Source organism: Nocardia pseudobrasiliensis NBRC 108224 (assembly GCF_001613105.1).
In the GTDB taxonomy this organism is placed as follows: Bacteria; Actinomycetota; Actinomycetes; order Mycobacteriales; family Mycobacteriaceae; genus Nocardia; species Nocardia pseudobrasiliensis.
The window spans coordinates 138,748-160,747 of the sequence record NZ_BDBS01000024.1; the positions used below are offsets into that span (position 1 = coordinate 138,748).

At 67.1% G+C, this 22,000-nt stretch carries 23 protein-coding genes and 1 other RNA gene; 15 read left to right on the forward strand and 9 right to left on the reverse strand.

Going from position 1 to position 22,000, the window contains the following annotated elements; translation table 11 throughout:
- Positions 1-31 precede the first annotated feature (31 nt).
- Positions 32-126, forward strand: an RNA gene (gene ffs / locus NP4_RS20650) — signal recognition particle sRNA small type.
- Between the two features lie 131 nt (positions 127-257).
- Positions 258-1,544, forward strand: coding sequence for an aspartate aminotransferase type Ic (locus NP4_RS20655; protein ID WP_068000145.1), 1,287 nt, complete (start codon positions 258-260; stop codon positions 1,542-1,544).
- Between the two features lie 148 nt (positions 1,545-1,692).
- Here NP4_RS20655 and NP4_RS20660 read toward each other — a convergent pair whose 3' ends face one another.
- Positions 1,693-2,514, reverse strand: coding sequence for a methyltransferase domain-containing protein (locus NP4_RS20660; protein ID WP_068000148.1), 822 nt, complete (start codon positions 2,512-2,514; stop codon positions 1,693-1,695).
- A gap of 125 nt (positions 2,515-2,639) precedes the next feature.
- Between NP4_RS20660 and NP4_RS20665 the strand changes: the two genes are divergently transcribed.
- Entirely contained in the window at positions 2,640-3,233 is a 594-nt protein-coding gene (locus NP4_RS20665) for an HhH-GPD-type base excision DNA repair protein (RefSeq protein WP_068000150.1), read from the forward strand.
- A 1-nt stretch (position 3,234) separates the two neighbouring features.
- Here the strand turns inward: NP4_RS20665 and NP4_RS20670 are convergent, their stop codons facing one another.
- The 5 genes from NP4_RS20670 to NP4_RS20690 all read right to left on the reverse strand — a co-directional run bounded on the left by NP4_RS20670 (position 3,235) and on the right by NP4_RS20690 (position 8,087).
- Positions 3,235-4,245, reverse strand: coding sequence for a poly(ethylene terephthalate) hydrolase family protein (locus NP4_RS20670; protein WP_068000152.1), 1,011 nt, complete (start codon positions 4,243-4,245; stop codon positions 3,235-3,237).
- A gap of 116 nt (positions 4,246-4,361) precedes the next feature.
- The gene (locus NP4_RS20675) at positions 4,362-5,513 is read right to left on the reverse strand and encodes an LLM class flavin-dependent oxidoreductase (RefSeq protein WP_068000153.1); all 1,152 of its coding nucleotides are present in this window, start codon (positions 5,511-5,513) and stop codon (positions 4,362-4,364) included.
- 14 nt (positions 5,514-5,527) lie between these two features.
- Entirely contained in the window at positions 5,528-6,526 is a 999-nt protein-coding gene (locus NP4_RS20680) for an ABC transporter substrate-binding protein (protein ID WP_068000154.1), read from the reverse strand.
- Positions 6,523-7,308, reverse strand: coding sequence for an ABC transporter ATP-binding protein (locus NP4_RS20685; protein WP_082876052.1), 786 nt, complete (start codon positions 7,306-7,308; stop codon positions 6,523-6,525). The genes NP4_RS20680 and NP4_RS20685 overlap by 4 nt, the downstream gene beginning before the upstream one ends.
- Positions 7,281-8,087 (reverse strand): ABC transporter permease, encoded by an 807-nt coding sequence (locus NP4_RS20690; RefSeq protein ID WP_068000155.1) that lies wholly within the window; start codon positions 8,085-8,087, stop codon positions 7,281-7,283. Before NP4_RS20690 ends, NP4_RS20685 begins: the two co-directional genes overlap by 28 nt.
- Before the next feature lie 180 nt (positions 8,088-8,267).
- Here NP4_RS20690 and NP4_RS20695 point away from each other — a divergent pair, with 180 nt between their 5' ends.
- The 9 genes from NP4_RS20695 to NP4_RS41060 all read left to right on the forward strand — a co-directional run bounded on the left by NP4_RS20695 (position 8,268) and on the right by NP4_RS41060 (position 17,279).
- Positions 8,268-8,972: a DUF8020 domain-containing protein gene (locus tag NP4_RS20695; RefSeq protein ID WP_068000156.1), complete on the forward strand. Its 705-nt coding sequence runs from the start codon at positions 8,268-8,270 to the stop codon at positions 8,970-8,972.
- Between the two features lie 286 nt (positions 8,973-9,258).
- Entirely contained in the window at positions 9,259-9,957 is a 699-nt protein-coding gene (locus NP4_RS20700; RefSeq protein ID WP_373863854.1) for a DUF8020 domain-containing protein, read from the forward strand.
- Between the two features lie 114 nt (positions 9,958-10,071).
- Complete coding sequence (locus NP4_RS20705; RefSeq protein WP_068000242.1) at positions 10,072-11,292, forward strand: acyl-CoA dehydrogenase family protein; 1,221 nt, start codon at positions 10,072-10,074, stop codon at positions 11,290-11,292.
- Positions 11,289-12,719 (forward strand): LLM class flavin-dependent oxidoreductase, encoded by a 1,431-nt coding sequence (locus NP4_RS20710; RefSeq protein WP_068000160.1) that lies wholly within the window; start codon positions 11,289-11,291, stop codon positions 12,717-12,719. The genes NP4_RS20705 and NP4_RS20710 overlap by 4 nt, the downstream gene beginning before the upstream one ends.
- Positions 12,720-12,803: 84 nt before the next feature.
- Entirely contained in the window at positions 12,804-14,177 is a 1,374-nt protein-coding gene (locus tag NP4_RS20715) for a styrene monooxygenase/indole monooxygenase family protein (RefSeq protein ID WP_068000164.1), read from the forward strand.
- A gap of 94 nt (positions 14,178-14,271) precedes the next feature.
- Positions 14,272-15,387 (forward strand): dimethylsulfone monooxygenase SfnG, encoded by a 1,116-nt coding sequence (gene sfnG / locus NP4_RS20720; protein ID WP_068000165.1) that lies wholly within the window; start codon positions 14,272-14,274, stop codon positions 15,385-15,387.
- Positions 15,387-16,601, forward strand: a complete 1,215-nt coding sequence (locus NP4_RS20725) for an SfnB family sulfur acquisition oxidoreductase (RefSeq protein WP_068000166.1) — start codon at positions 15,387-15,389, stop codon at positions 16,599-16,601. The genes sfnG and NP4_RS20725 overlap by 1 nt, the downstream gene beginning before the upstream one ends.
- Positions 16,602-16,618: 17 nt before the next feature.
- Positions 16,619-17,137, forward strand: coding sequence for a flavin reductase family protein (locus NP4_RS20730; protein WP_068000167.1), 519 nt, complete (start codon positions 16,619-16,621; stop codon positions 17,135-17,137).
- A complete protein-coding gene (locus tag NP4_RS41060) occupies positions 17,124-17,279 on the forward strand; it encodes a hypothetical protein (protein WP_156524928.1) in 156 nt (51 codons plus the stop codon). The genes NP4_RS20730 and NP4_RS41060 overlap by 14 nt, the downstream gene beginning before the upstream one ends.
- Positions 17,280-17,286: 7 nt before the next feature.
- Here NP4_RS41060 and NP4_RS20735 read toward each other — a convergent pair whose 3' ends face one another.
- Positions 17,287-17,928 carry a hypothetical protein gene (locus NP4_RS20735; protein WP_062506381.1) on the reverse strand — a complete coding sequence of 214 codons (642 nt, stop codon included), beginning with the start codon at positions 17,926-17,928 and terminating at the stop codon, positions 17,287-17,289.
- An 86-nt stretch (positions 17,929-18,014) separates the two neighbouring features.
- Positions 18,015-18,608 (reverse strand): DUF8020 domain-containing protein, encoded by a 594-nt coding sequence (locus NP4_RS20740; RefSeq protein ID WP_068000169.1) that lies wholly within the window; start codon positions 18,606-18,608, stop codon positions 18,015-18,017.
- A gap of 201 nt (positions 18,609-18,809) precedes the next feature.
- Between NP4_RS20740 and NP4_RS20745 the strand changes: the two genes are divergently transcribed.
- The 3 genes from NP4_RS20745 to NP4_RS20755 all read left to right on the forward strand — a co-directional run bounded on the left by NP4_RS20745 (position 18,810) and on the right by NP4_RS20755 (position 21,128).
- Positions 18,810-19,439: an LppU/SCO3897 family protein gene (locus NP4_RS20745; RefSeq protein ID WP_068000170.1), complete on the forward strand. Its 630-nt coding sequence runs from the start codon at positions 18,810-18,812 to the stop codon at positions 19,437-19,439.
- A gap of 93 nt (positions 19,440-19,532) precedes the next feature.
- Positions 19,533-19,877 carry a YciI family protein gene (locus NP4_RS20750; protein ID WP_068000244.1) on the forward strand — a complete coding sequence of 115 codons (345 nt, stop codon included), beginning with the start codon at positions 19,533-19,535 and terminating at the stop codon, positions 19,875-19,877.
- Positions 19,878-21,128 carry an RNA polymerase sigma factor gene (locus NP4_RS20755; protein ID WP_068000172.1) on the forward strand — a complete coding sequence of 417 codons (1,251 nt, stop codon included), beginning with the start codon at positions 19,878-19,880 and terminating at the stop codon, positions 21,126-21,128.
- On the opposite strand, the gene NP4_RS20760 is transcribed toward NP4_RS20755, so the two are convergent.
- Positions 21,085-21,945, reverse strand: coding sequence for an SDR family oxidoreductase (locus NP4_RS20760; protein ID WP_068000173.1), 861 nt, complete (start codon positions 21,943-21,945; stop codon positions 21,085-21,087). The two genes, NP4_RS20755 and NP4_RS20760, sit on opposite strands and share 44 nt — an antisense overlap.
- Positions 21,946-22,000: the final 55 nt, after the last annotated feature.

The following is a 22,000-nucleotide window of genomic DNA, read 5'->3' on the forward strand; positions in this document are numbered from 1 at the left end:
CGGCCGGTGCGCGCGACCCGCTACACTGGCCCACGGATCCCGCGCGGCGCGCATCCTGTGAACTCCCCCAGGGCCGGAAGGCAGCAAGGGTCAACGGGCTCTGCCGGGTGCGCGGGGTCCCCTTTCATCTCCGCGTTCCGCGGATCCGAAACTCGCCTGCATTTCGGGAACTTCGGCGGGTAACGTGGGCGGCTGGATCGCCGCCGGAAGCCGCGGTCCGCAAGCCCTGTACCTCGCTGCTTGAAAGGCTGCTCAGGATGCCCCGGCAAACGCAGATCGGTTTGATGAGCCATGCGGAACTCGTGTCCGAACACGAGACGCAGACCGCGAACTACGCGACTCTGAAGACCGAGAAGCTCACGCTGGATCTGACCCGAGGTAAGCCCTCGCCGGAGCAACTCGATCTGTCCAATGAATTGCTGACCCTGCCCGGGCCGGGGGAGTACCGCGACGCCGCCGGCACCGACCTGCGCAATTACGGTGGCCTGCACGGACTTCCGGAGTTGCGCGCGATCTTCGGCGAACTGCTCGGCATTCCGGTCGACAATCTGCTCGCGGGCAACAACGCCAGCCTCGAGCTCATGCACGACGTCATCGCGTACGCGATGCTGCACGGCACCGCCGACTCCGAGCGGCGCTGGGTGGATGAGCCCATCAAGTTCCTGTGTCCCGCACCCGGTTACGATCGGCACTTCTCGATCACCCAGTCGCTCGGTGTGGAGATGATCCCGATCGCCATCGGCCACGACGGCCCGGATGTGCATCGGATCGCCGAACTGGCCGCGTCCGATCCGGCGATCAAGGGTCTGTGGGCGGTGCCCAACTACTCCAACCCGACCGGCGTGACCTTCTCCGAAGAGATTGCGCGGGAACTGGTTTCGATGCCCACCGCGGCGTCGGACTTCCGGTTGATCTGGGACAACGCCTACGCCGTGCACCCGCTGACCGATACCGCCGATCCGGTTCTGGACATCCTTGGTCTGGCCGCCGCGGCCGGAAATCCCAACCGCCCCTTCGTCTTCGCGTCCACCTCGAAGATCACCTTCGCGGGCAGCGGGGTGAGCTTCATCGGCGCGTCCAAGGCCAATCTGGACTGGTATCTGAAGCACGCCTCGAAGCGGAGCATCGGGCCGGACAAGATCAATCAGCTGCGGCACGTGCGATTCTTCCGCGATGCCGACGGTGTGCGCGCCCATATGCAGAAGCACCGCGCGATCCTGGAACCGAAGTTCAAGCTGGTCCTGCGCATTCTCGAGGAGCGCCTGGGCGCGTCCAAGGTGGCGTCCTGGACCGAGCCCAAGGGCGGCTACTTCATCAGCCTGGATGTGCTCGAGGGAACCGCCGCCCGCGTCGTCGCGCTGGCCAAGGAGGCCGGAATCGCCCTGACGCCAGCGGGTTCGGCCTTCCCGTACGGAAAAGACCCCGAGGACAAGAACATTCGCATCGCACCCAGCTTTCCGTCGCTGTCCGATCTGGAATCGGCGATGAACGGGCTGGCGACGTGTGTGCTGCTGGCGGCTACCGAGAAGTATTTGGAGAAGTAGGGCGGGTCCTCGTCGTCCCGGCGAAAAGCGTGCCGGGACGACGAGGAAACGTTGAGGCTCCCTGCGACGAGGAAACGTTGAGGCTCCCTGCGACGAGCAAAGTTTGGGGCTCCCCGCGACGAGTAAACATTGGGGGCCGCCCAGAACCTCAGCTCGCCTTGTGCGCCAATACCGCGAACATGGTCACCGACAGGTGGATATCCCCGGTCTGCGCGCCACCGTCCAACTCGTCGAGCAAAGTCTGCCGCTGCTGCTCGGTAATGGATCCGCGCGCCACGGCCATCGCCGAGACGCGCCCCACCAGCGCCCCCGCGCCCACGCTGCGATCCTGCACCAGCGCATGCGAACCGACCTCATCGATGACCAATCCGGCCTCGGTCAACAGTCCCGGCAGGCGGCGTCCCGCGAACGGGTTGGTGGTGTTGGCGATCAGCGTCTCGATCACCGAATGCACCACGGTCCGGTCGCCGGGATGCACGATCGCGGTACCCCAATCGCTGTCCATCACGACCACGCGCCCGCCGGGCTTCAGCACCCGCGCGATCTCCGCGGTCGCCCGGTTGGGCGAGGTCAGATGCTGGAACACCCGCTCGCACAGGGCGACGTCGAAATCGCCGGTGCCCAGCGGCAGGTTGTAGGCGTCGCCGGGGACGAATCGCGCGCCCGATCCGGCCGCGGCGGCCCGCCGCTGCGCGGTAGTGAGCAGACTCGGATCCGGCTCCACGCCGATCGCGGTCCCGGTCGAACCGACCGCGTCCGCGAGGGTCATGACCTCCGACCCGCTCCCGGATCCGATATCCACGGCACTCTCGCCGGGCCGCACCGCCAGGGCCTCGTGGGCCCAATGCCGCAGTCGACGAAGGCCGGGTAGCGCCGCCTGTAGGTCACGAACGTCGATGAGCTGATCCCGGCCGTCCCGATCGAAACGGTCCGGACGCAGGCCGGAAAGTGTTGCCATAGGTTCGGGCATGCGCACACCCTACGCGTGCGGGTACCCTACGGGCGCGTAGCTATGTGATATCTGTCACCCTCGCGAATCTGACATGATCGGACCATGTCCGGACCCGGCAACAGGACTCAGGTCAGGAGGCCCCGATGACACGACAGCGGCAAGATCCGGCACATCAGCTGTGCCTGGCGCAGGAGCCGGAAGCGGATCGGCTGCTCTCCGAGGATCGCTTCGCCTTGCTGACCGGAATGCTGCTGGACCAGCAGTTCCCCATGGAGCACGCGTTCCGGGGCCCGCAGAAGCTCGCGGACCGGATGAACGGCTTCGATATCCGCCGGATCGCCGAGGCCGATCCGGAGGAATTCGAGGAACTGGGCGCCACACCGCCCGCGATCCATCGCTACGGCCGTTCGATGGCGCGGCGCGTACAGGAGTTGGCTCGCTATGTCGTGGAGAACTATGACGGCAAGGTCGAAAACCTGTGGACCGAGGGCGATCCCGACGGCAAAGAGGTTCTGAAGCGCCTGAAGGCACTCCCGGGCTTCGGTGACCAGAAGGCCCGTATCTTCCTGTCGCTGTTGGGTAAACAACTCGGCGTCGAACCGAAGGGCTGGCGCGAGGCCGCCGGCGCCTACGGTGAGCAGGGCTCGCACCGCTCGGTCGCCGACGTCCGCGACGCCGAATCCCTCTCGCAGGTCCGCGAATTCAAGAAGAAGATGAAGGCCGAGGCGAAGAAGTAGCTTATACGCCCCAGTGCTCCGCGCGGGCGTTGCGCAGGGCGTAGTCGACGGCGGGGTCGGCGCGGAGTTTCCAGTTCGGGCCGGTGAAATAGCTTGCGGCCGTGGGGTCGCCGTCGACCAGGTAACGGAGCCAGGCGAGGGTGATGCCGGAGGTGGCGTTGTGGGCCACGTCGTCGAAGGGGGTGAAGTGGGTGACGTTTTTGAGACAGATGAAGTAGGCGGGGGAGTTGATGTTGACTTCGTATTCGACGATGCGCGGTAGGAAGTGCGGGACCAGTAGGTCGAAGGAGCCGGCCAGGTAGAGGGCGGGGACGTTCACCAGGAAGGCGGCGGCCACGGGGCCGGGTTCGGTGGGCATCGCGCCGATCACGCGGAAATCCGGATCGACCAGCTGGTAGACGTTCGGCGGGATGCTCGCGCCGTTGACGGCCGCGCCACCGCCGCCGGAATGACCGCCGATCACGGTGCGGCTCAGGTCGAGTCGGCCGTGCATCGGATTCGCCGGGTCGCGGTTGGCGTGCGACAGGGCCGCGGCGGCCGCGAGCGGTAGTTCGAAGGTCGAATTGACCAGATCGTGCGGCATGGCCACCACGAATCCGTGGCTGGCCCAGAAGCGGGCACTGGAGTCGTAGTTGCCCGGTTCGGAGCTGAAGCCGGGCACCCAGATGATCGTGGGAACCCGACTCATCGTGTCGATGTCGCGGGGGTAGTAGAAATCCACGCCGACCGGCGAATCCAAACCACCCGGAAACTCACGTGTGCAGGTCATTTCGGAGTGATTGCCGACCAGATGTCCGATCGCGTTGTACGCCGCGTACAGCCCGGCGCACGGGTAGACCGCGGCGGTGCTGACGGTCTCGTGCGGACCGAAGGGGGCGTACCGGCTCAGCGGGGTATCGCCCGGATCGAAATCGTCGGCGAGTGCGACCGGCGCCCCGAACCAGCCGAAGGCCAGTGCCGCGGTCAATGAGAGCAGAGCCGCGATGAGCGATCGCCGGCCGAATCGACGCATGGAACTCACCCTTCATCACCCGAACGATCACTCATGAGAACGGGCAGCAGCGTATCCAACGAATGATCATGTGATCAGGGTGTTTAGCCGGGGCTTAAGACCCATCGAGTCCTCGACTAGCTGCTGCTGGCCGCCGCGGAGGCGAAGGGCGTTGCCACCGGCCGGATCTCTCGCTGCGACGGATGCTTCCACAAGCCCCGTCGCCGCAGGATCGGCAGTACGCCCTCGCCGAACCAGTACGCCTCCTCCACATGCGGATAGCCCGACAGGATGAAGTGCTTGATCCCCAGCCGCGAGTATTCGATCAGCCGCTCCGCGACCTCCTCGTGCGAGCCGACGAGTGCGGTGCCCGCGCCGCCGCGAACCAGGCCGACGCCCGCCCACAGATTCGGCGCGATCTCCAGCCGCTCGGTACTGCCGCCGTGCAGTTCGAGCATACGGCGCTGGCCCTCGGATTCGCTGCGCGCCAGATTCTCCTGTACGCGTTCGATATCCGCGGGATCGACGGCCTCGAGCAGCCGGTCGGCCTCGGCCCATGCCTGTTCGGAGGTATCGCGGGAGATGACGTGGATGCGCAGGCCGTAGTCCAGGATGCGGCCGTGGTCCACGGCCAGCTTGCGGATCCACTCCAGCTTCTTGCTCACCGCGAACAGCGGTTCGCCCCAGGTGAGGTAGGTATCTGCGTACTGTGCCGCGATCGGGCCCGCGGCCGCGGAGGAACCGCCGAAGAAGATCGGCGGCAGCGGGTCGGGCCGGTTGTTGAGCAGCGCGTCCTGGACGTGAATATGCTTGCCCTCGAATGTGAAGGGTGCGTGCGCCCGCCACAGCTCGCGCACCACATGCAGGAATTCACCGGTGCGCTCGTAGCGCGCCTCTTTGTCCAGGAAGTCGCCGTAGGCGCGCTGCTCGTGCGGTTCGCCGCCGGTGACCACATTGAGCAGCAGCCGTCCGCGCGAATGCCGCTGGAAGGTTCCGGCCATCTGCGCGGCCAGTGTCGGGCTGACCACTCCGGGCCGGAACGCGACCAGGAATTTCAGCGCCTCGGTGGTTTCCACCAGCATGGCGGTGGTCAGCCAGGCGTCCTCGCACCACGCGCCGGTCGGGGTGAGCACGGCCTCGAAGCCGTTCTCCTCTGCCGCACCGGCGATCTGGTTGAGATAGCGCAGCGAGGCCGGTCGGTCGCCGGACATCGAGGTGCCGTGCCCGCCCGCGACCAGATTGCGGGAGTCACCGTAGGTGGGAAGGAACCAGTGGAAAGACAGGCTCATGCGAGCTGCTCCCTTCAGGATGCGGGATAGAGGTCGTTGAAGCGGGTATCGACGAAGTCGGCGATCTTGACCTTGCCGGGGACGAGCTTGGCGTCGGAGAAGGCGTCGGCCACCTGCTGTTCGGCGTCGATGGCGGCCCGGTCGAGCGAATGATCCTGGTATACAACCCGTTTCACGACGACGGTGGTCACCTCCAGTGGCAACCCGCTGGACTGGGCGTAGGTCTGTGCCCACTGGTCGGGGTGCTCGTTGACCCAGGCGTGGGCACGATGGATACGCGCGAGCAGATCACGCAGCGCGGCGGTGCGCGACTTGCTCTCCAGCGCTTTGTTTCCCGCCACATAGAAGGCGTCGGGGTTCACATAGCCTTTGCCGTCCACCAGGATTCGCGCACCGACCTGCTGTTCGGCCTGTGCGGTGTAGGGATCCCAGATGGCCCAGGCATCCACCCGCCCGGTGGTCAGCGCGGCGAGGGCATCGGCGGGCTGCAGGTATTGCGGCTCGATGTCGGCGAAGGACAGACCGTTCTTGTCGAGCACCGACAGCAGGTGATAGTGCGCCGAGCTGCCCTTGGCGACCGCGATCTTCTTGCCGCGCAGGTCCGCCGGGCCGCGCAGGGGCGAGTCCTTGGGTACGACGATGCCCTGCCCGGCGGTGCCCGCCCCGTACCCGGATACGATCTTGATCGACGACTTGGCGGCCGCGGCGAACACCGGCGGCGCGTTGCCGACGCCACCGAAATCGACCGCGCCGGAGTTGATCGCCTCGAGCATCGGCGGCCCGGAGGTGTATTGCGACCATTCGATCTTGTAGGGCGCCGATTTCAGCTCGCCCGCCGCGTCCAGCAGCGCTTGCAGTCCAGTGCCCTTCTGATCGCCGAGACGCAGGGTCACCTGGGAAAGATCGACCGTGCCGTCCGAGCGCACCGCCGCATCCTTGGTTTCGGAGGTGCCGCACCCGGTCGCCACCACCGCGGTGAGGGCGAGAGCGGCGAGCAGGCGTCGGGAGATCATTCGGTTCCTTCGGTTTCGTGCGTGCTCACACCGAGTTCGGTGAGCAATTGCTGTCGCAGCGCGGCGAATTCGGCGTGCTCACGCCGTCGCGGCCGCGGTAGGTCGATACGGATGTCGCGGGCGATGCGGCCCTCGGCCAGCACCAGCGCGCGATCGGCGAGCAGCAGCGCCTCGTCGACATCGTGGGTCACCAGCAGCACACCCGGGCGGTGTTTGGCCCACAGTTCGAGTACCAGGCCGTGAATCGTGATGCGGGTCAGGGCGTCCAGTGCGCTGAACGGCTCGTCGAGCAGCAGCAGGTCCGGATCGCGGACCAGGGCCCGTGCCAGTGAAGCTCGTTGCGCCTCACCGCCGGACAGCGTCAGCGGCCAGGCGTCGGCGCGTTCGGCGAGTCCGACCTCGGTCAGCGCCGCGCGGGCGGCCGCCTTCGGATCGGGGTGACGCAGGCCCAGGGTTACGTTGGCGTGCACGCGCTTCCACGGCACCAGCCGCGGCTCCTGGAAGGCCACCGCGATATCGCCGTCGACGCTCAACTCACCCTCGTGTGCGGTGTCCAGGCCCGCCAGTACGCGCAGCAGTGTGGATTTGCCGGTGCCGCTGCGCCCGAGCAGGGCCACGAACTCGCCGCGGGCGATATCGAGATCGATGCGATCGAGGACGGTCCGATCGCCGAAAGCCTTGGTGAGTCCGTGGATTCGCGCCACATGTCGCGCGGACGCCTCCTGCTCGCCGCGCGCCGGAGCGGAATCGGTGGTCAGCTCCCCAAGAAGCCGCGTCGCCATACCAGCGCCCTCCTTTCGATCAGCCGCACCAGGGCATCGGTGATCAGACCCAGCAGGCTGTAGACCAGCAGGCCGACGACGATGACATCGGTGCGCAGGAATTCGCGGGCGTCGTTGATCATGAAGCCGAGGCCCGCGTCGGCATTCACCTGTTCGGCCACGATGAGGGCGAGCCAGGCCACGCCCAGGGACTGCCGCAGTCCGACCAGCGCCTGCGGTAGCGCGCCGGGCAGGACGATATGGGCGATCACACCGAATCGTGAAAGCTGTTGTACACGAGCCAGTTCGGCCAACTTGCCGTCGACGCCACGGATTCCGGCGAAGGTGTTGAGATACAGCGGTACGGCCACACCGAAGGCGACCAGCACGATCTTGGGCAGCTCACCGATGCCGAACCACAGGATCAGCAGCGGAATGAGGCCGTAGAACGGCAGCGTGCGCAGCATCTGCACGGGCGGATCGATGAGATGTTCGCCCAGCAGGCTCAGTCCGGCCACCAGCGCCAGGCCCACGCCGATCACCGCGCCGATCGCGAAACCGACGGCCGCGCGCTGCAAAGATACCGAAATCGCGTGCGGCAGTGTGCCGTCGCGAACGAGATCCAAGGCCGTGTTCACCACGGTGCCCGGGGCGGCCAGTAACCGTTCGGGCAGGACTCCGGTGGCACTGGCCACCTGCCAGGCCACGATGAGCAGCACCGGACTGATCAGCCGTGCCCAGCGGGCCCGCGGCAGACGCGGCAGCCGAACCGGTGTCGACCGCAAGGCGAGTGAAGACAACGCAAAACCTCCCGTCGACCGATGCTGCCGGTCCCGGTCGGCGGGGTCACTAGTTCGAATCTGCCTGGATGCAACCCTCGTCGCTCGACGGCGCGTACCAGAGGCTGGCCGCAACCGTCCGATATGTCGCACTCGGTCGATATATGGAGCGCTCCGCCACCAACAATAAGGAAATAGCTTGTGAATATCAGGAAATACGTCGTGGTCGCGGCCCTGGCGACCACGACGGTGGGAATTGGCTCCGGCGCCTCCTATGCCGCACCCGCCGCCGACGGCGTGGTGAATTACAAGGCGACGACGACCGAAACCTCGAGTGTCATCGCCACCGACTCCGGCTCGCTGGATGTCGACAACGGTGTATTCCGCATCAAGGCGGCCGACGGTACCACCGTGGCCGGTGCCGAATTGAACTTCCGGGTGGACGATTTCGTCTTCCCGATCGAGGCGGCGGTCCAGGATCGCACCGCGACCCTGACCCCGAAGTTCGACACCGCGCATGCGGTGTACAAGCCGGTCGCGCTGCCGTACGAGGACACCGCGCCGTGGAAGACGCCGTACGACCGCGAGCAGGCGGCCTGGAGCCGACTGACGAGCACCATCAGCGCCGGTGCGACCATCGGTACCCTGGTCGGCGGTATCGGCGGCGGCGCTGTCGGCTGTGTTCTGGGCGGCATCGCGGGCGCGACCGTGGCCTCGGCCGCGATCGTCGGCCTGTTCGGTGGCTTCCTCCCGGCCGCGGTCGTGGGCTGCCTCGGTGGCATCATCGCGATCGGCGCGCTGGGCACCCTGGCCGGTCAGCTGCTGGTGACCGCGCCGGTGGCGATTTTGGCCGCGGCGCAGTACTTCACGACCATCAACGCCCCGTTCACGCCGCCCGCGAAGTAGGGACGTCGGCGCCCCGCTGCGGAAGTGGTTCGAATATGCGAACATCGGTCGCGGCAGGGCGCTTTCGGGCCCGATCACGGGCCTATAACAGGTTTCGCTGGTGACGGGTCGGTTCGGTTGCGGAGGATGCAACGAAACTCTCGGTAGCGCAATAACTTCCGAACGGTAATACCCCCCATTCGGGGGGTGGTGTCGCTAAAAGTTGCGGATTCTCCGAACTTTGTGCAAGGTGACGCTGCGCCGTGCGTTTGTGCTGCGGCCCGAAGATGAGGAATGCCAAGTGAAAATGAGGAAATTCGCGGTGGTCGCGGCGCTGGTGACCACCGCGTTGGGCGTCACTGCCGGATCCGTGAACGCTGCTCCCGCCGCCGATGACGCCGTCTACTACAAGTCCGTCACCGACGAGAAGTCCTCCGTCATCTCGACCGATTCCGGCTCGATGGTGGTCGAGGACGATGTCTTCAAGATCAAGGCAAACAACGGAACCACGCTCGCCGGAACGGATCTCAAGTTCCGGGTCGACGATTTCGTCTTCCCGATCGACGCGAAGATCGACGGGCGTACCGCCACGCTGACCCCGCAGTTCGTCGCGGAGAAGGCGGTCTACCAGCCGGTCGCGCTGCCCTACGAGGACACCGCGCCGTGGAAGACCCCGTACGACCGTGAGCAGGCCGCCTGGAACCGCATGAAGGACACCATCTCCACGGGCGCCACCATCGGCACCCTGGTCGGTGGCGTCGGCGGCGCGGCCGTGGGCTGCATCCTGGGCGGCGCTGCGGGTATCCTGCTGACCGGCCCGATCTCGGCCATGCTGGGCGCTCCGATCGGCGCCGTGGGTGGTTGCATCGCGGGCATCCTGGCGATCGGCGCCCTGGGCACCCTCGCCGGCCAGCTGTTGGTGACCGCGCCGGTGGCGATTCTCGCCGCGGCGCAGTACTTCACGACCATCAACGCGCCCTTCACCCCGGCTCCGGCCCCGAAGTAATTCACACCACGCTACCGCCGCCGATCCCCTCGTCCCGGACCGGCGGCGGTCGTGTGTTCGGATCCCGCTGCGCCTAACCCGTGAGCGAACCGCGTGGTCGCGCGATCGTCGGGTATGACCTCCACAGCTGCGCACCCCACCTCCGACGCGGACCTGCACGCGGTCTTCGCGCCCCTGTTCGAGCGGATAGCCGCGGGCGCGGTCGATCGCGAGATAGATCGCCGCCTGCCCCACGAGGAGGTCGGCTGGCTGCGCGAGGCCAAATTCGGCGCACTGCGCGTGCCGGTCGAATACGGCGGTTACGGCGCGAGCGTGCGGCAGCTGTTCGGGCTGCTCATCGACCTCGCCGCGGCCGAATCCAATCTGCCGCAGGCATTGCGGGTGCACTTCTCCTTCGTGGAGGATCAGTTGCTGGCCGAGCCCGGCCCGGTCCGGGAGCGCTGGTTGCGCTCGGTCGCCGGTGGGGTGCTGGTCGGCAATGCCATCACCGAACCGGGCGTGGGCGCGGTGGATCGTTATCAGACCCGGCTGACCGGGGACAGCGCGCGTCGGCTGCTCAACGGCGTGAAGTACTACAGCACCGGTTCGCTGTACGCCGATTACATCCTGGTCGCCGCCGATCACGACGGCGAGCGGGTCGGCGTACTAGTCGACGCCGATGCGCGGGGTGTGCGTCAGCACAACGACTGGGACGGCTTCGGCCAGCGCCTGACCGCCAGCGGCACAACCGAATTCACCGATGTCGTGGTGCCCGATGACCGTATTCTCGGCCCGGGTTACGGCGCGGCCGGGGCGACCTATTCCACCGGCTATCTGCAGTTGGTTCAATTGGCGGTGCTCGCGGGTATTGCGAAACGTGCCGAAAGCGATGCGCGGGAATGGATTTCGGCGCGCACCCGCGGTTACACCCATTCGGCCGCGGATCTGCCCCGCGAGGATCCGCTGGTGCAGCAGGTGGTCGGTCGGTTGTCCGCGGCGGCGTTCTCCGCTCGGGCGGCGGTCCTCGCGGTCGCCGATGTGCTCGACGAGGTGCTGGCCGCCGGGGCCGATGACGAAAACGACTTGAACGCGGTCGAACTCGCCGCCGCGCAGGCTCAGCTTTCGGTGATCGACACCGTGCTCGCCGCGACCACGCAGCTGTTCGAACTCGGCGGGGCCTCGATCGTCTCCGAGCGGCTGCGCCTGGATCGGCACTGGCGCAATGCCCGCACCGTGTCGGTGCACAATCCGGCGATCCAGAAGGCGCGCGCGATCGGTGATCACCTGCTCAACGGGACCGCACTGCCGTTCGCGTGGAGCGCGGGCGAGCGCAAGTCGCAGGAGGTGGCCCGATGACCCGCCGCATCCACTTCAACGCCTTCGACATGAACTGCGTGGCCCACCAGTCACCGGGTCTGTGGCGGCATCCCGACGATCAGTCGCATCGGTACAAGGAGTTGGGTTATTGGACCGAACTCGCGCGGCTGCTCGAGCGCGGACGCTTCGACGGCATCTTCATCGCCGATGTGCTCGGCACCTATGACGTCTACGGCGGCAACGATATCGCCGCGCTGCGCCAGGGCGCGCAGATCCCGGTCGCCGATCCGCTGCTGCTGGTGACCGCGATGGCCGCGGCGACGAAACATCTCGGCTTCGGCATCACCACCGGCACCGGCTTCGAACATCCCTATCCCTTCGCGCGGCGACTGTCGACCCTCGACCATCTCACCAACGGCCGCATCGGATGGAATGTCGTCACCGGCTACCTGCCCTCGGCGGCAAGGAATTTCGGCGCGGACGACCAACTCGACCACGATGAGCGCTACAACCAGGCCGACGAGTACCTCGAAGTGCTCTACAAGCTGTGGGAGGGTTCGTGGGAGGACGACGCCGTGGTTCGCGACGCCGCCCAGGGCGTATACGTGGATCCGGCGAAGGTGCATCACATCGGGCATCGGGGCGAGCACTACACCGTGCCCGGTATCCATCTGTCCGAGCCGTCGCCGCAGCGCAGTCCCGTCATCTATCAGGCGGGCGCCTCACCGCGCGGCACCCGGTTCGCGGCCGAGAACGCCGAGGCCATCTTCGTGGGCGCGCCGTCGAAACGTGTTCTGGCACAAACCGTCCAGCGCATTCGCGACGCCTTGGAGGCGGCCGGTCGCGGCCGTTACGACGCGCGCATCTACACCCTGGCGACGATCGTCACCGACGCCACCGACGAGGCGGCGACCCGCAAATACGAGGAATACCTGTCCTATGCCAGCCCCGAGGGCGCGCTGGTGTTCATGTCGGGCTGGATGGGCATCGATCTGTCCCGCTACGACCTGGACGATCCGATCGGCGATGTGCGGAGCAATGCCATCCAGTCGGCCGTCGCGGCCTTCCAGGAATTCGACGACGACGGCCGGGAGTGGACCGTGCGCGATATCGCCCGCTGGGGCGGAATCGGCGGTCTGGGACCGGTTTTCGTCGGATCCGGCGCGACCGTGGCCGACACCCTGCAGGAGTGGGTGGACGAAACCGATGTCGACGGGTTCAACCTCGCCTACGCGATCACACCGGGTAGTTTCGAAGACATTGTGGCGCATGTGATTCCGGTGCTCACCGAGCGCGGTGCGTATCCGGCGGAATATACGCCGGGCACGCTGCGCAACGCGCTGTTCGGTGCGGGTGATCGATTGCCGGACAATCATCGCGGTGCGCGGTATCGAATCGGTGCGTCCGGATCGACGGTATTGCCCGATTCCGAGTCGCGGCTGGGCGCGGCGATATCCTCGTCCTGAATATTCACCGCCTGAATTTTCACCGATCGATTCTTCGTGATTCCAACACTCGGGTGAGCATCCGTTCGGAAGCAGTATTTCGTTATGACGAACGATAATTCGACTCGTACCGCCGCCATCGTCGGAGCCGGACAGACCGGGGTGACCGCCGCACTCGGACTGCTCGACGCCGGCTTCGCCGTAACCCTCTACAGCGACCGTGATCAGCGCAGCCTGCGCGATGATGTGCCCGCGACCGGGACCGCCCTCGGTTTCGGCGAGGCACAGGCGGCCGAGGCCGCGCTCGGGCTGGACACCTTCGTCGACCGCGCGCCGAACCACACCGGTTTGAGCGTGCGGATCGCCGGACCCGAGAATGCCGAATTGATCGCATTCGACGGCGATTTCGACGGCTATGTCGGAATCGCGGTGGACACCCGGCTCAAGGCCGATGAGCGATTGACAGCATTCATCGAACGCGGTGGTCGTTTCGTCGTCGAGGCCGTCAATCTGGAAAAGCTGGACGATATCGCCGGATCGCACGATCTGACCCTGGTCGCCACCGGTCGCGGCGGTCTGTCCGAACTGTTCCCGATCGATCCCGAGCGCACGGTCTACGACGAGCCGCAGCGCAGCCTGCTCACCGTCACGGTCACCGGATTGGGTTACGGCCCCGAGGTTTTCGCCCATCGCAGCGCGCAGGGCGGTGCGCACAGCGGCTTCTCCATCTTCGCCGAACAGGGTGAGGCCTGGTGGGGACCGTATCTGCACAAGGACGCCGGGCCCACGTGGGCGTTCCTGGGCTGGGCGCGCCCGGGCAGCGATTGGGAGAAGCGCTTCGCCGCCGCCGACTCCGCCGAATCGGCCCATCGCATCGTGCAGCAGCTCTACCGCGACTACATCGACTGGGATCTGCCGGAAGTGCTTGCCACCCAGCCGATCACCGAGGATCCGCATTCGTGGCTGAAGGGTGCGGTGCGCCCGGTGGTGCGGATCGGCGTGGGCGAGACGCCGGGCGGGCACGCGGTGGCCGCGATCGGCGATACCGCGGTGGCCTACGACCCGATCGCCGGACAGGGCGCGCAGAGCGGGCTGATCCAGGCCCAGCTTCTGGTCGCCGCGGCCGCCGCGCACGAGGGCCCGTTCGACGCCGACTGGTTGCGGGCGCGATACGCGGAATTCCTGACCGCCCGTTCCGACGCCGCGGCGAAGACCACCCGATTGTTCCTCAGCGATCCCGAATTCGGCGATATCGGCAATCAGTTCTTCGCCACCGCCGCGGTGGATCCGCGCTTCGCCTCGGCGCTGGTGGGCCTGCTGCACCGCCCGCAGCCGTTCCTCGACGTGCGATCGGTCGAGGATGCCGCGGCCTATATCACCCGGGTGACCGGCGAGGACGCCGCCGAACTGCTGGGCCGGTTCCAGCCCGCGGGCCGATTCGAGCGGTCGGGTTACGACGCGGCGGTCGCCCGGGCCTGACCGATGCGATCGCAGCGATTCAAAACCTCGTGTCGCGCCCTGCGTGCTGCTGAAGTGAAGACACGCACCGGGGGCGGCCTCGAACGGAGTAGGGATGACGACCGAAAAAATCGCCGACCAGATCAAGTTCGCCTACTGGGTGCCCAATGTCAGCGGGGGCCTGGTCACCAGTGATATCGAACAGCGCACCGGCTGGGACTTCGAATACAACAAGAAGCTCGCGCAGACCGCGGAGAACAACGGCTTCGACTACGCGCTGTCCCAGGTGCGCTACACCGCCTCCTACGGCGCGGAATTCCAGCACGAGTCGACCTCGTTCAGCCTCGCCCTGCTGGGTGCGACCGAGCGGCTGAAGGTCATCGCGGCCATTCATCCGGGCCTGTGGCATCCGGCCGTGCTGGCGAAATTCGGGGCGACCGCGGATCATCTGTCCGGCGGCCGGTTCGCCATCAATGTCGTCTCCGGCTGGTTCGCCGGGGAATTCCAGGCCCTGGGCGAGCCGTGGCTCGAACACGACGAACGCTACCGGCGCAGTGCGGAATTCCTCGAGGTCATCCGCAAGATCTGGACCGAGGACAATGTGAACTTCGCCGGTGACTTCTACCGGATCCGCGATTTCACGCTCAAGCCGAAACCGCTCAACACCCCCGAGCGGCCCAATCCCGAACTGTTCCAGGGCGGTAACTCCACCGCCGCCCGCCGCAACGGTGGCCGCCACGCCGACTGGTACTTCTCCAACGGCAAGGATTTCGACGGCGTCACCGAGCAGATCAACGATGTGCGCGAGGTCGCGCGGCAGCACGATCGGGAGGTGAGATTCGGTCTCAACGGCTTCATCATCGCCCGCGACACCGAGAAGGAGGCGCAGGACACCCTGCGCGAGATCATCGCCAAGGCCAATAAGCCAGCGGTGGAGGGGTTTCGGGACGCGGTGCGGCAGGCCGGATCGTCCACCAGGGACGGCAAGGGAATGTGGGCCGATTCGAGTTTCGAGGATCTGGTGCAGTACAACGACGGCTTCCGCACCCGATTGATCGGCACCCCGGAGCAGATCGCCGAACGCATCGTCGCCTACCGCGACCGCGGCGTGGATCTGATCCTGGGCGGATTCCTGCACTTCCAGGAGGAGATCGAATACTTCGGCAAGCGGGTGCTGCCACTGGTGCGCGAGTTGGAGGCGCAGCGTCAGCCGGTGGCGGTGGCGGGCTGATGACCGCCGTCGCGGCGGAACGCATCACCTCCGCCGACCACGCGCGGGAGGTGGCCGCCCGGCTGGCGTCGGAGTTCGCCCTCGACGCCGCCGAGCGGGATCGGCTGCGCCGATTGCCGTTTCGCGAAGTGGAGCGGTTGGCGGCCAGCGGACTGCTGGCCGTCACCGTTCCCGCCGCGCACGGCGGGGCCGATCTCGCGCCGAGCGAGGTCGCCGAGGTGGTCCGGATTCTGGCAACGGCCGATCCGAATATCGCGCAGATCCCGCACAGCCACTTCGTCTATCTGAATCTGTTGCGATTGGCCGGATCCGACCAACAGCGCACGCACTACTTCACGCGGGTGCTCGACGGCGCTCGCATCGCCAATGCCCAGTCCGAGCGCGGCGGCGCGACCGTGGCCGAGGTGGGCACCACGCTGAAACCACTGGGAGACGGCCGGTTTCGCGTCGACGGCAGCAAGTTCTACTGCACTGGTTCGCTGTTCGCCGATGTGCTGGCCGTGCTCACGCGGCTCGACGATCCGGATGGACGCGCCGGGCTGGCCGCGGGGGAGTACATCGCGTATCTGCCCGCCGAAACCCCCGGGGTCGAGATCATCGACGACTGGAACGCGCTGGGGCAGCGCACCACCGGCAGCGGGACCGTCCGGTTCGACGGCGTGCTCGTCGAGCGGGCGCAGCTGGTCGAGCGCTCGGGCGCGGTGCGTGCCCCGACCGCGTACGGCTCGTTCGCGCAACTGCTGCACGCGGCCATCGATACCGGTATCGCGCGCGGGGCGCTCGAGGCCGCGGCCGAATTCGTTCGCACGAAGAGTCGGCCCTGGTTCGAGGCGGGCGTCGAGCGGGCGATCGACGATCCCCTGACGATTCAGCGTTTCGGCGAACTCGCGGTCGCGGTCGCGACCGCCGAGGCGACGCTCACCGCCGCCGGACGGGCCGTCGACGCGGCGACCTCGGCGGTCGAGCCGGATATCGTCGCGGCCTCGATCGCCGTCGCGACGGCCAAGATCGTCGCCGATCGCGCGGCCAACGAGGTGGCCGCCGCTTTGTTCGAAGTGGGTGGGACCCGCAGCGCGGCAGCCGATCTCAATCTGGATCACTTCTGGCGCAATGCCCGCACCCACACCCTGCACGATCCGGTGCGGTGGAAGTTCCAGCACATCGGCCGCACGGTCCTGCGCGGAACGCCGCCACCGCTGCACGGTGTGATCTGAGATCGGAGTGGTGAAATATGGCCGAGCTGACCGAGATTCCAGCCGACGGCGCCGGCCTGCGCCGCGCGTTCGCGGCCTTTCCCAGCGGTGTGGTGGCCGTCTGCGCCGAAATCGACGGCACCGCGCACGGTTTGGCCGTGAGCACCTTCGTGCCGGTCTCGCTGGATCCGCCGCTGGTGTCGTTCTGCGTGCAGAACAGCTCCAATACCTGGCCGCGCCTGGCCGCCGCGAGCCATCTCGGCCTGAGCCTGCTCGGCCTCGATCAGGAGGGTGCGGCCCGCTCGCTGAGTTCCCGTGTCGGCGACCGCTTCTCGGGTCTGCGGCTACATCGCGGCGCGGGCAACGCCCTGTTCGTCGACGGCGCCTCGACCTGGATCGAGGGCAGCGTCGAAACCCAGGTGCCCGCGGGTGACCACCAGGTCGTTATCCTGCGCATCCACCGCCTGGCCACCCGCGCCGAGGTCGATCCGCTGGTCTTCCACGGCAGTCGCTTCCGTCGTCTGCATCCGGAGGAGGTGCTCAATGGGGCACGCTGAATTCCGTTCGCTGCGTGCGCTGTTCGCCGAGGACGCGCGACGCTGGCTGGAGAACTGGCGCACCGAGCGGGAGGATTCCGGGCGCTGGTCGTGGGTCAACCTCGACTGGATCGACAGTGTGATCGGACCCGCGCCGATGTGAACTCCGCTCACAGCGGATGCGAGGGCCGGAAGCACAATCGCCGCCGCGCCCCCGCGCTCGGACTGGTGTGCTCGACCACCGCCGCGGCCAGTCCGCGCGCCTCGATATCGTGGCGGTACATGTCCTGGCTGAAGCCGTCGAGGTGAATCAGCGTGTGCCGGATGAGCATCGGGGCCACATCGGGCGGATCGGTGCAGGCGCGGCGATAGTCGGAGGAGGCCCGCGGATCCTCGGTGAGCGCGGCCAGCGCTCCGATCCGCACCCGCTGGGTCAGCCCGGTCCAGATCCGGGCCTCCTCGGCGGTGCGGATGCGCCGCCAGCCGCCGCGGTAGTCCAGATCCCGGATGATGTCGTCGGCCGGTTTGCCCAGGCGCGTCTCGCACACCACGGCCCACAGCGCGCACAGCCAGCTCAACGCGCGCAGGGTGTGCAGCGGTTCGCGCCGGGTCTCGAGTTCCTGCTCGGCCTCGTCGTGGGTGTCGAGATTCACCCAGCGGAACACCAGCGATTCGATCTCGAGCAGGAAGCCCGCGGGCAGATCGTCGACATCCGGCCGCCCGATTCGCACCCCGCGCCCGGAGACCAGATCCCGTAACTCGACCATATCGGCGTCGGCGGTCCGCACCCAGCGGTGCGATTCCCTGGTCATCCTCGAGGCCCCCAGGTCGGTACGGTCGGACGCGATGACGCCCCTTCGGATTGAGCCACGAATCCGACCGTCCCGCAAGCGTTCGGTCAGGGTTGGCCCTGCAGCACCGCCCCGATCGCATCCAGGAACGACTGCCCGCCGGTGGCGTATCCGCCCGCCACGGCACCGATCACCAGGCCGATCGGGCCGGTCAGCAGGCTGAAGAAGCCCATGCCGAGTACGGTGCCGAGCAGTCCGCCGAGTAGTCCGCCGACGGTGAGACCGACCACATTGCGGTTGAGCTCATCGGTGAGCCTGGCCATCGAGCTGAGCGACTCCATCTCGCCGATATCGCGCGCGGACACCTTCGGTTCCAGTACCAACTGCCGACCGTCGCGCGAAATCCGCTGGGCCACATGAACCTCGGCATATGAGATCCGATATGTCAGCGGGATCTCCGCCATCCGGTCGCCGACATCGGAGGTCAGCACCACCCGGTCGTCGGCAACCGTGAAATGTCCGCCCACGACGGTTGTCTCCGATATTCGCGACGCATCGGAAAGTACCGTACGGTAATTGATTCCGTTGTCCGAGCCGGTCGCGGCGATTTCTCGCGGTGGTTCCGCATTCACCGAAACCGCGCTGCCGCCGAGCGCGGCGATGGTCAGAAATGCCGTGGCGGCGAACGTGCCGAATCTCATCGAGTTGTGTTTCCTTTCACTTCAGCGTTCGAAGATGGCTGCTCGTAAGGGGATTCGGCGAGCTGTATCCGAGCATCGTTGTCCTATTGTTACCTAGTCATCCGACCAGAGAATGCGGTTGGAAAACCGGCATATTTCACAACTCGACGAGTGGCCGTCGCATGGTGTATTTGTTTTCCGGATCATGGGAAAGGGCAGGAAGTGGCACGACGACGGGCGCACGCCGGAATCATCCTGATGGGCTGCGTTATCGCGGCCTCGATCGCGACCGCGGGCCTCATCGGGATTGCGATGTCGATGGGCGGGAACGGCGAGCACCGGGCCGACAAGCCCGGCGTCGCGGCCACGTCCGCCCGGCCATCCGCGACAACGACCGCGTCGCAGCCGGTTTCGTCCGCGCCGCCTCTCGCGCCGCTCGTCCTGAACAAAGGGGCCGATCAGGGGAAGCCGGTAGTCGATGTGGCCGTGGGTGATTGCGTCTCGGTCGGCGAGACCACCCTCGAGAAGACCTCGTGTGCCTCAGGTTCCGGCTATCGCGTGGCCGAGCGAGCCGCCGCGGGCGCGCAATGTCCCGGCGATGCCGATCGTTCCTATACCCGCACGTTGCCCGGCGGTGATCCGGACAATCTGTGCCTGGACATCAACTGGGTGGTCGGCGATTGCGTGGACCTGTCCGGCGGTGCGCCGCGGTCGGTGGACTGTGCCACGCCCGGCCGGGTGCGGGTGCAGGGCATCCGTCCGGACACCACCGACGTGAACGGCTGTCCGGCCTCCGACCGGGGCGTCGTCTACGACCAGCGGCGATTCGTGGTCTGCGTGTCCACTCGGTGAAAGAATCTCCCGGACCGTGTCGAATCAGGGCCCGCCCGATCGTGTAGAGGGTGCGAGCCGGTGACGGATCGGCTCACGGCGAAGGAGCACACCATGCCCGAATATCTGCTCAACATCTATCAGCCCGAGGCCGGGGAGCCGCCCGAGGATCTGGCCGACATCATGGCCCAGGTCGAGGCGCTCAACGACGAACTGCGGGCGGCCGGCTCGTGGGTGTTCGCGGCCGGCCTGCACGCCCCCGATACCGCGACGGTCGTGCGGGCCGCGGGCGCGGATGTGCTGATCACCGATGGCCCGTATGTGGAGAGCAAGGAGTACATCGCCGGGTTCAGCCTGATCCGGGCCGCCGATCTGGACGAGGCCCTGATGTGGGGGCGGCGGCTGGCGACGATTCTGCGCGGGCTGCCGGTGGAGGTTCGCCCGGTCGTGGGTGACTGAATGAATTCGCCGGTGACCACGGATGTTTCGGCGGTGTTCGCCGAACACTACGGTCGGGCGGTCGCGAGCCTGATTCGCGTCTTCGGCGATATCGACCTCGCCGAGGACGCGGTGCAGGACGCCTTCACCGCCGCAGTGCGGCGCTGGCCGGTGGAGGGGATTCCGCCGAGTCCGCCGGGGTGGATCATCACGACCGCGCGTAATCGCGCGGTCGATCGGCTGCGGCGGGAGGCGTCGCGCGCGGACAAGTACGCGCAGTCGGCGCTGCTGCGTTTCGTCGACGAACCCGTCGACGCGGGCGCTGTGCACGACGATCGCCTCCGCCTGATCTTCACCTGCTGTCACCCCGCGCTCGCACGTGCCAACCAGGTCGCCCTCACCCTGCGCCTGCTCGGCGGCCTGACCACCCCCGAGATCGCGCACGCGTTCCTGACCTCGGAATCGACCATGGCCCAACGCATTTCGCGGGCCAAGGCGAAGATCCGCGCCGCCCGCATTCCCTACCGCGTACCGCAGGACTTCGATCTGCCCGAACGCCTCGCCGCGGTGCTGGCGGTGATCTATCTGATCTTCACCGAGGGGCATACCGCATCCGGCGGCGAGCGGTTGACCCGCGGCGATCTGTGTACCGAGGCGATCCGGCTGGGCCGGGTGCTGGTCGAACTCATGCCGGACGAACCCGAGGCACTGGGCCTGCTGGGTCTGATGCTGCTCACCGAGGCCCGTCGCCCGGCGCGCACGGCCGCGGACGGTCGGCTGATCCCGCTGACCGAACAGGACCGCGGTCGCTGGGATCGCGAGCTGATCGCCGAGGGGCATCGGTTGGTGCGGCAGTGTCTGCGCCGCAACGATCCCGGCCCCTATCAGATCCAGGCCGCGATCAATGCCGTGCACACCGACGCCGCGACCCCGGCCGAGACGGACTGGGATCAGATCCTGCGGCTCTACGATCAACTCGCCGCGCTGACCCCGGGCCCGATCGTGACGCTCAATCGGGCCGTCGCAGTCGCCGAAATCGACGGCCCGGCCGCGGCATTGGCGCTGCTCGCGGAGTTGCCGCTCACCGAATATCACCTCTACCACGCGATCCGGGCCGACCTGCTGCTCAGGCTCGGCCGCAACGCCGAGGCCGCGAGCGCATTCGAACAGGCCCTCGCGCGCACCGGCAATGCCGCCGAACGCGAATATCTGAGCCGCCGCGCCGAACTCAGCGCGACATCGAATCCTGCTGGGCCGGAAGCAGCTTGCTGAACTGCCGGTTGGCGTAGCGCATCGCGGTCTCGTACGGCCAGGCGAATTTGCGGGCGAACCAGTAGCCCACGCGGATATCGGTGGAGGTGTACACCAGGAAGCGATTGCGCTTGATACCGGCGATGATTCGATCGGCCACATGTTCCGGCGTCGCCGCGCGGCCCACGAACGCCCCGCGCAGCTTCGCCATGCGCGGATCGTCGGGATCCAGGCCCACGATCTGCACCGTGCCGACCAGCGGGGTGTGCACCGCACCCGGAACCACCAGGCTGACCCCGATGTCGTGGCGCTCCAGATCGAAGCGCAGCACCTCGGAGATCCCGCGCAGCCCGTATTTGGCCGCGCTGTAGGCGGCGTGCCACGGGAAGGCGAGCAGTCCGGCCGCCGAGGACACGTTCACCAGATGTCCGCCGCGCCCGGCCCGCACCATCGGCGGGACGAAGTTCTCGATGATGTGAATGGGGCCCATGAGATTCACCTCGATCATCGACCGCCAGTGCCGATGCTCGAGGTTCTCCACGGTGCCCCAGGTGGAGATGCCCGCGATATTCATGACCACATCGAGACTGTCGTGTGCGTCGTGCACCCGCTGCGCCCACGCGGTGACCGCGTCGTAGTCGGATATGTCCAGCGCCTGCGCGTCGAGCACCTCACCATCGGCCGCACGGACCAGTTCCACCGTCTCGGCCAGTCCCGCGGCGGCGATATCGGTGAGCACCAGATGCGCTCCGGCGCGGGCGGCGGCCAGCGCGGTGGCCCGGCCGATGCCGCTGGCCGCGCCGGTGATGAGGCATTTACGGCCGGACAGATCCTTCATGGATGTTCACCCTAGCTATTGCGAACAAGGTTGTACACAGCTCATTTCCGCCCGC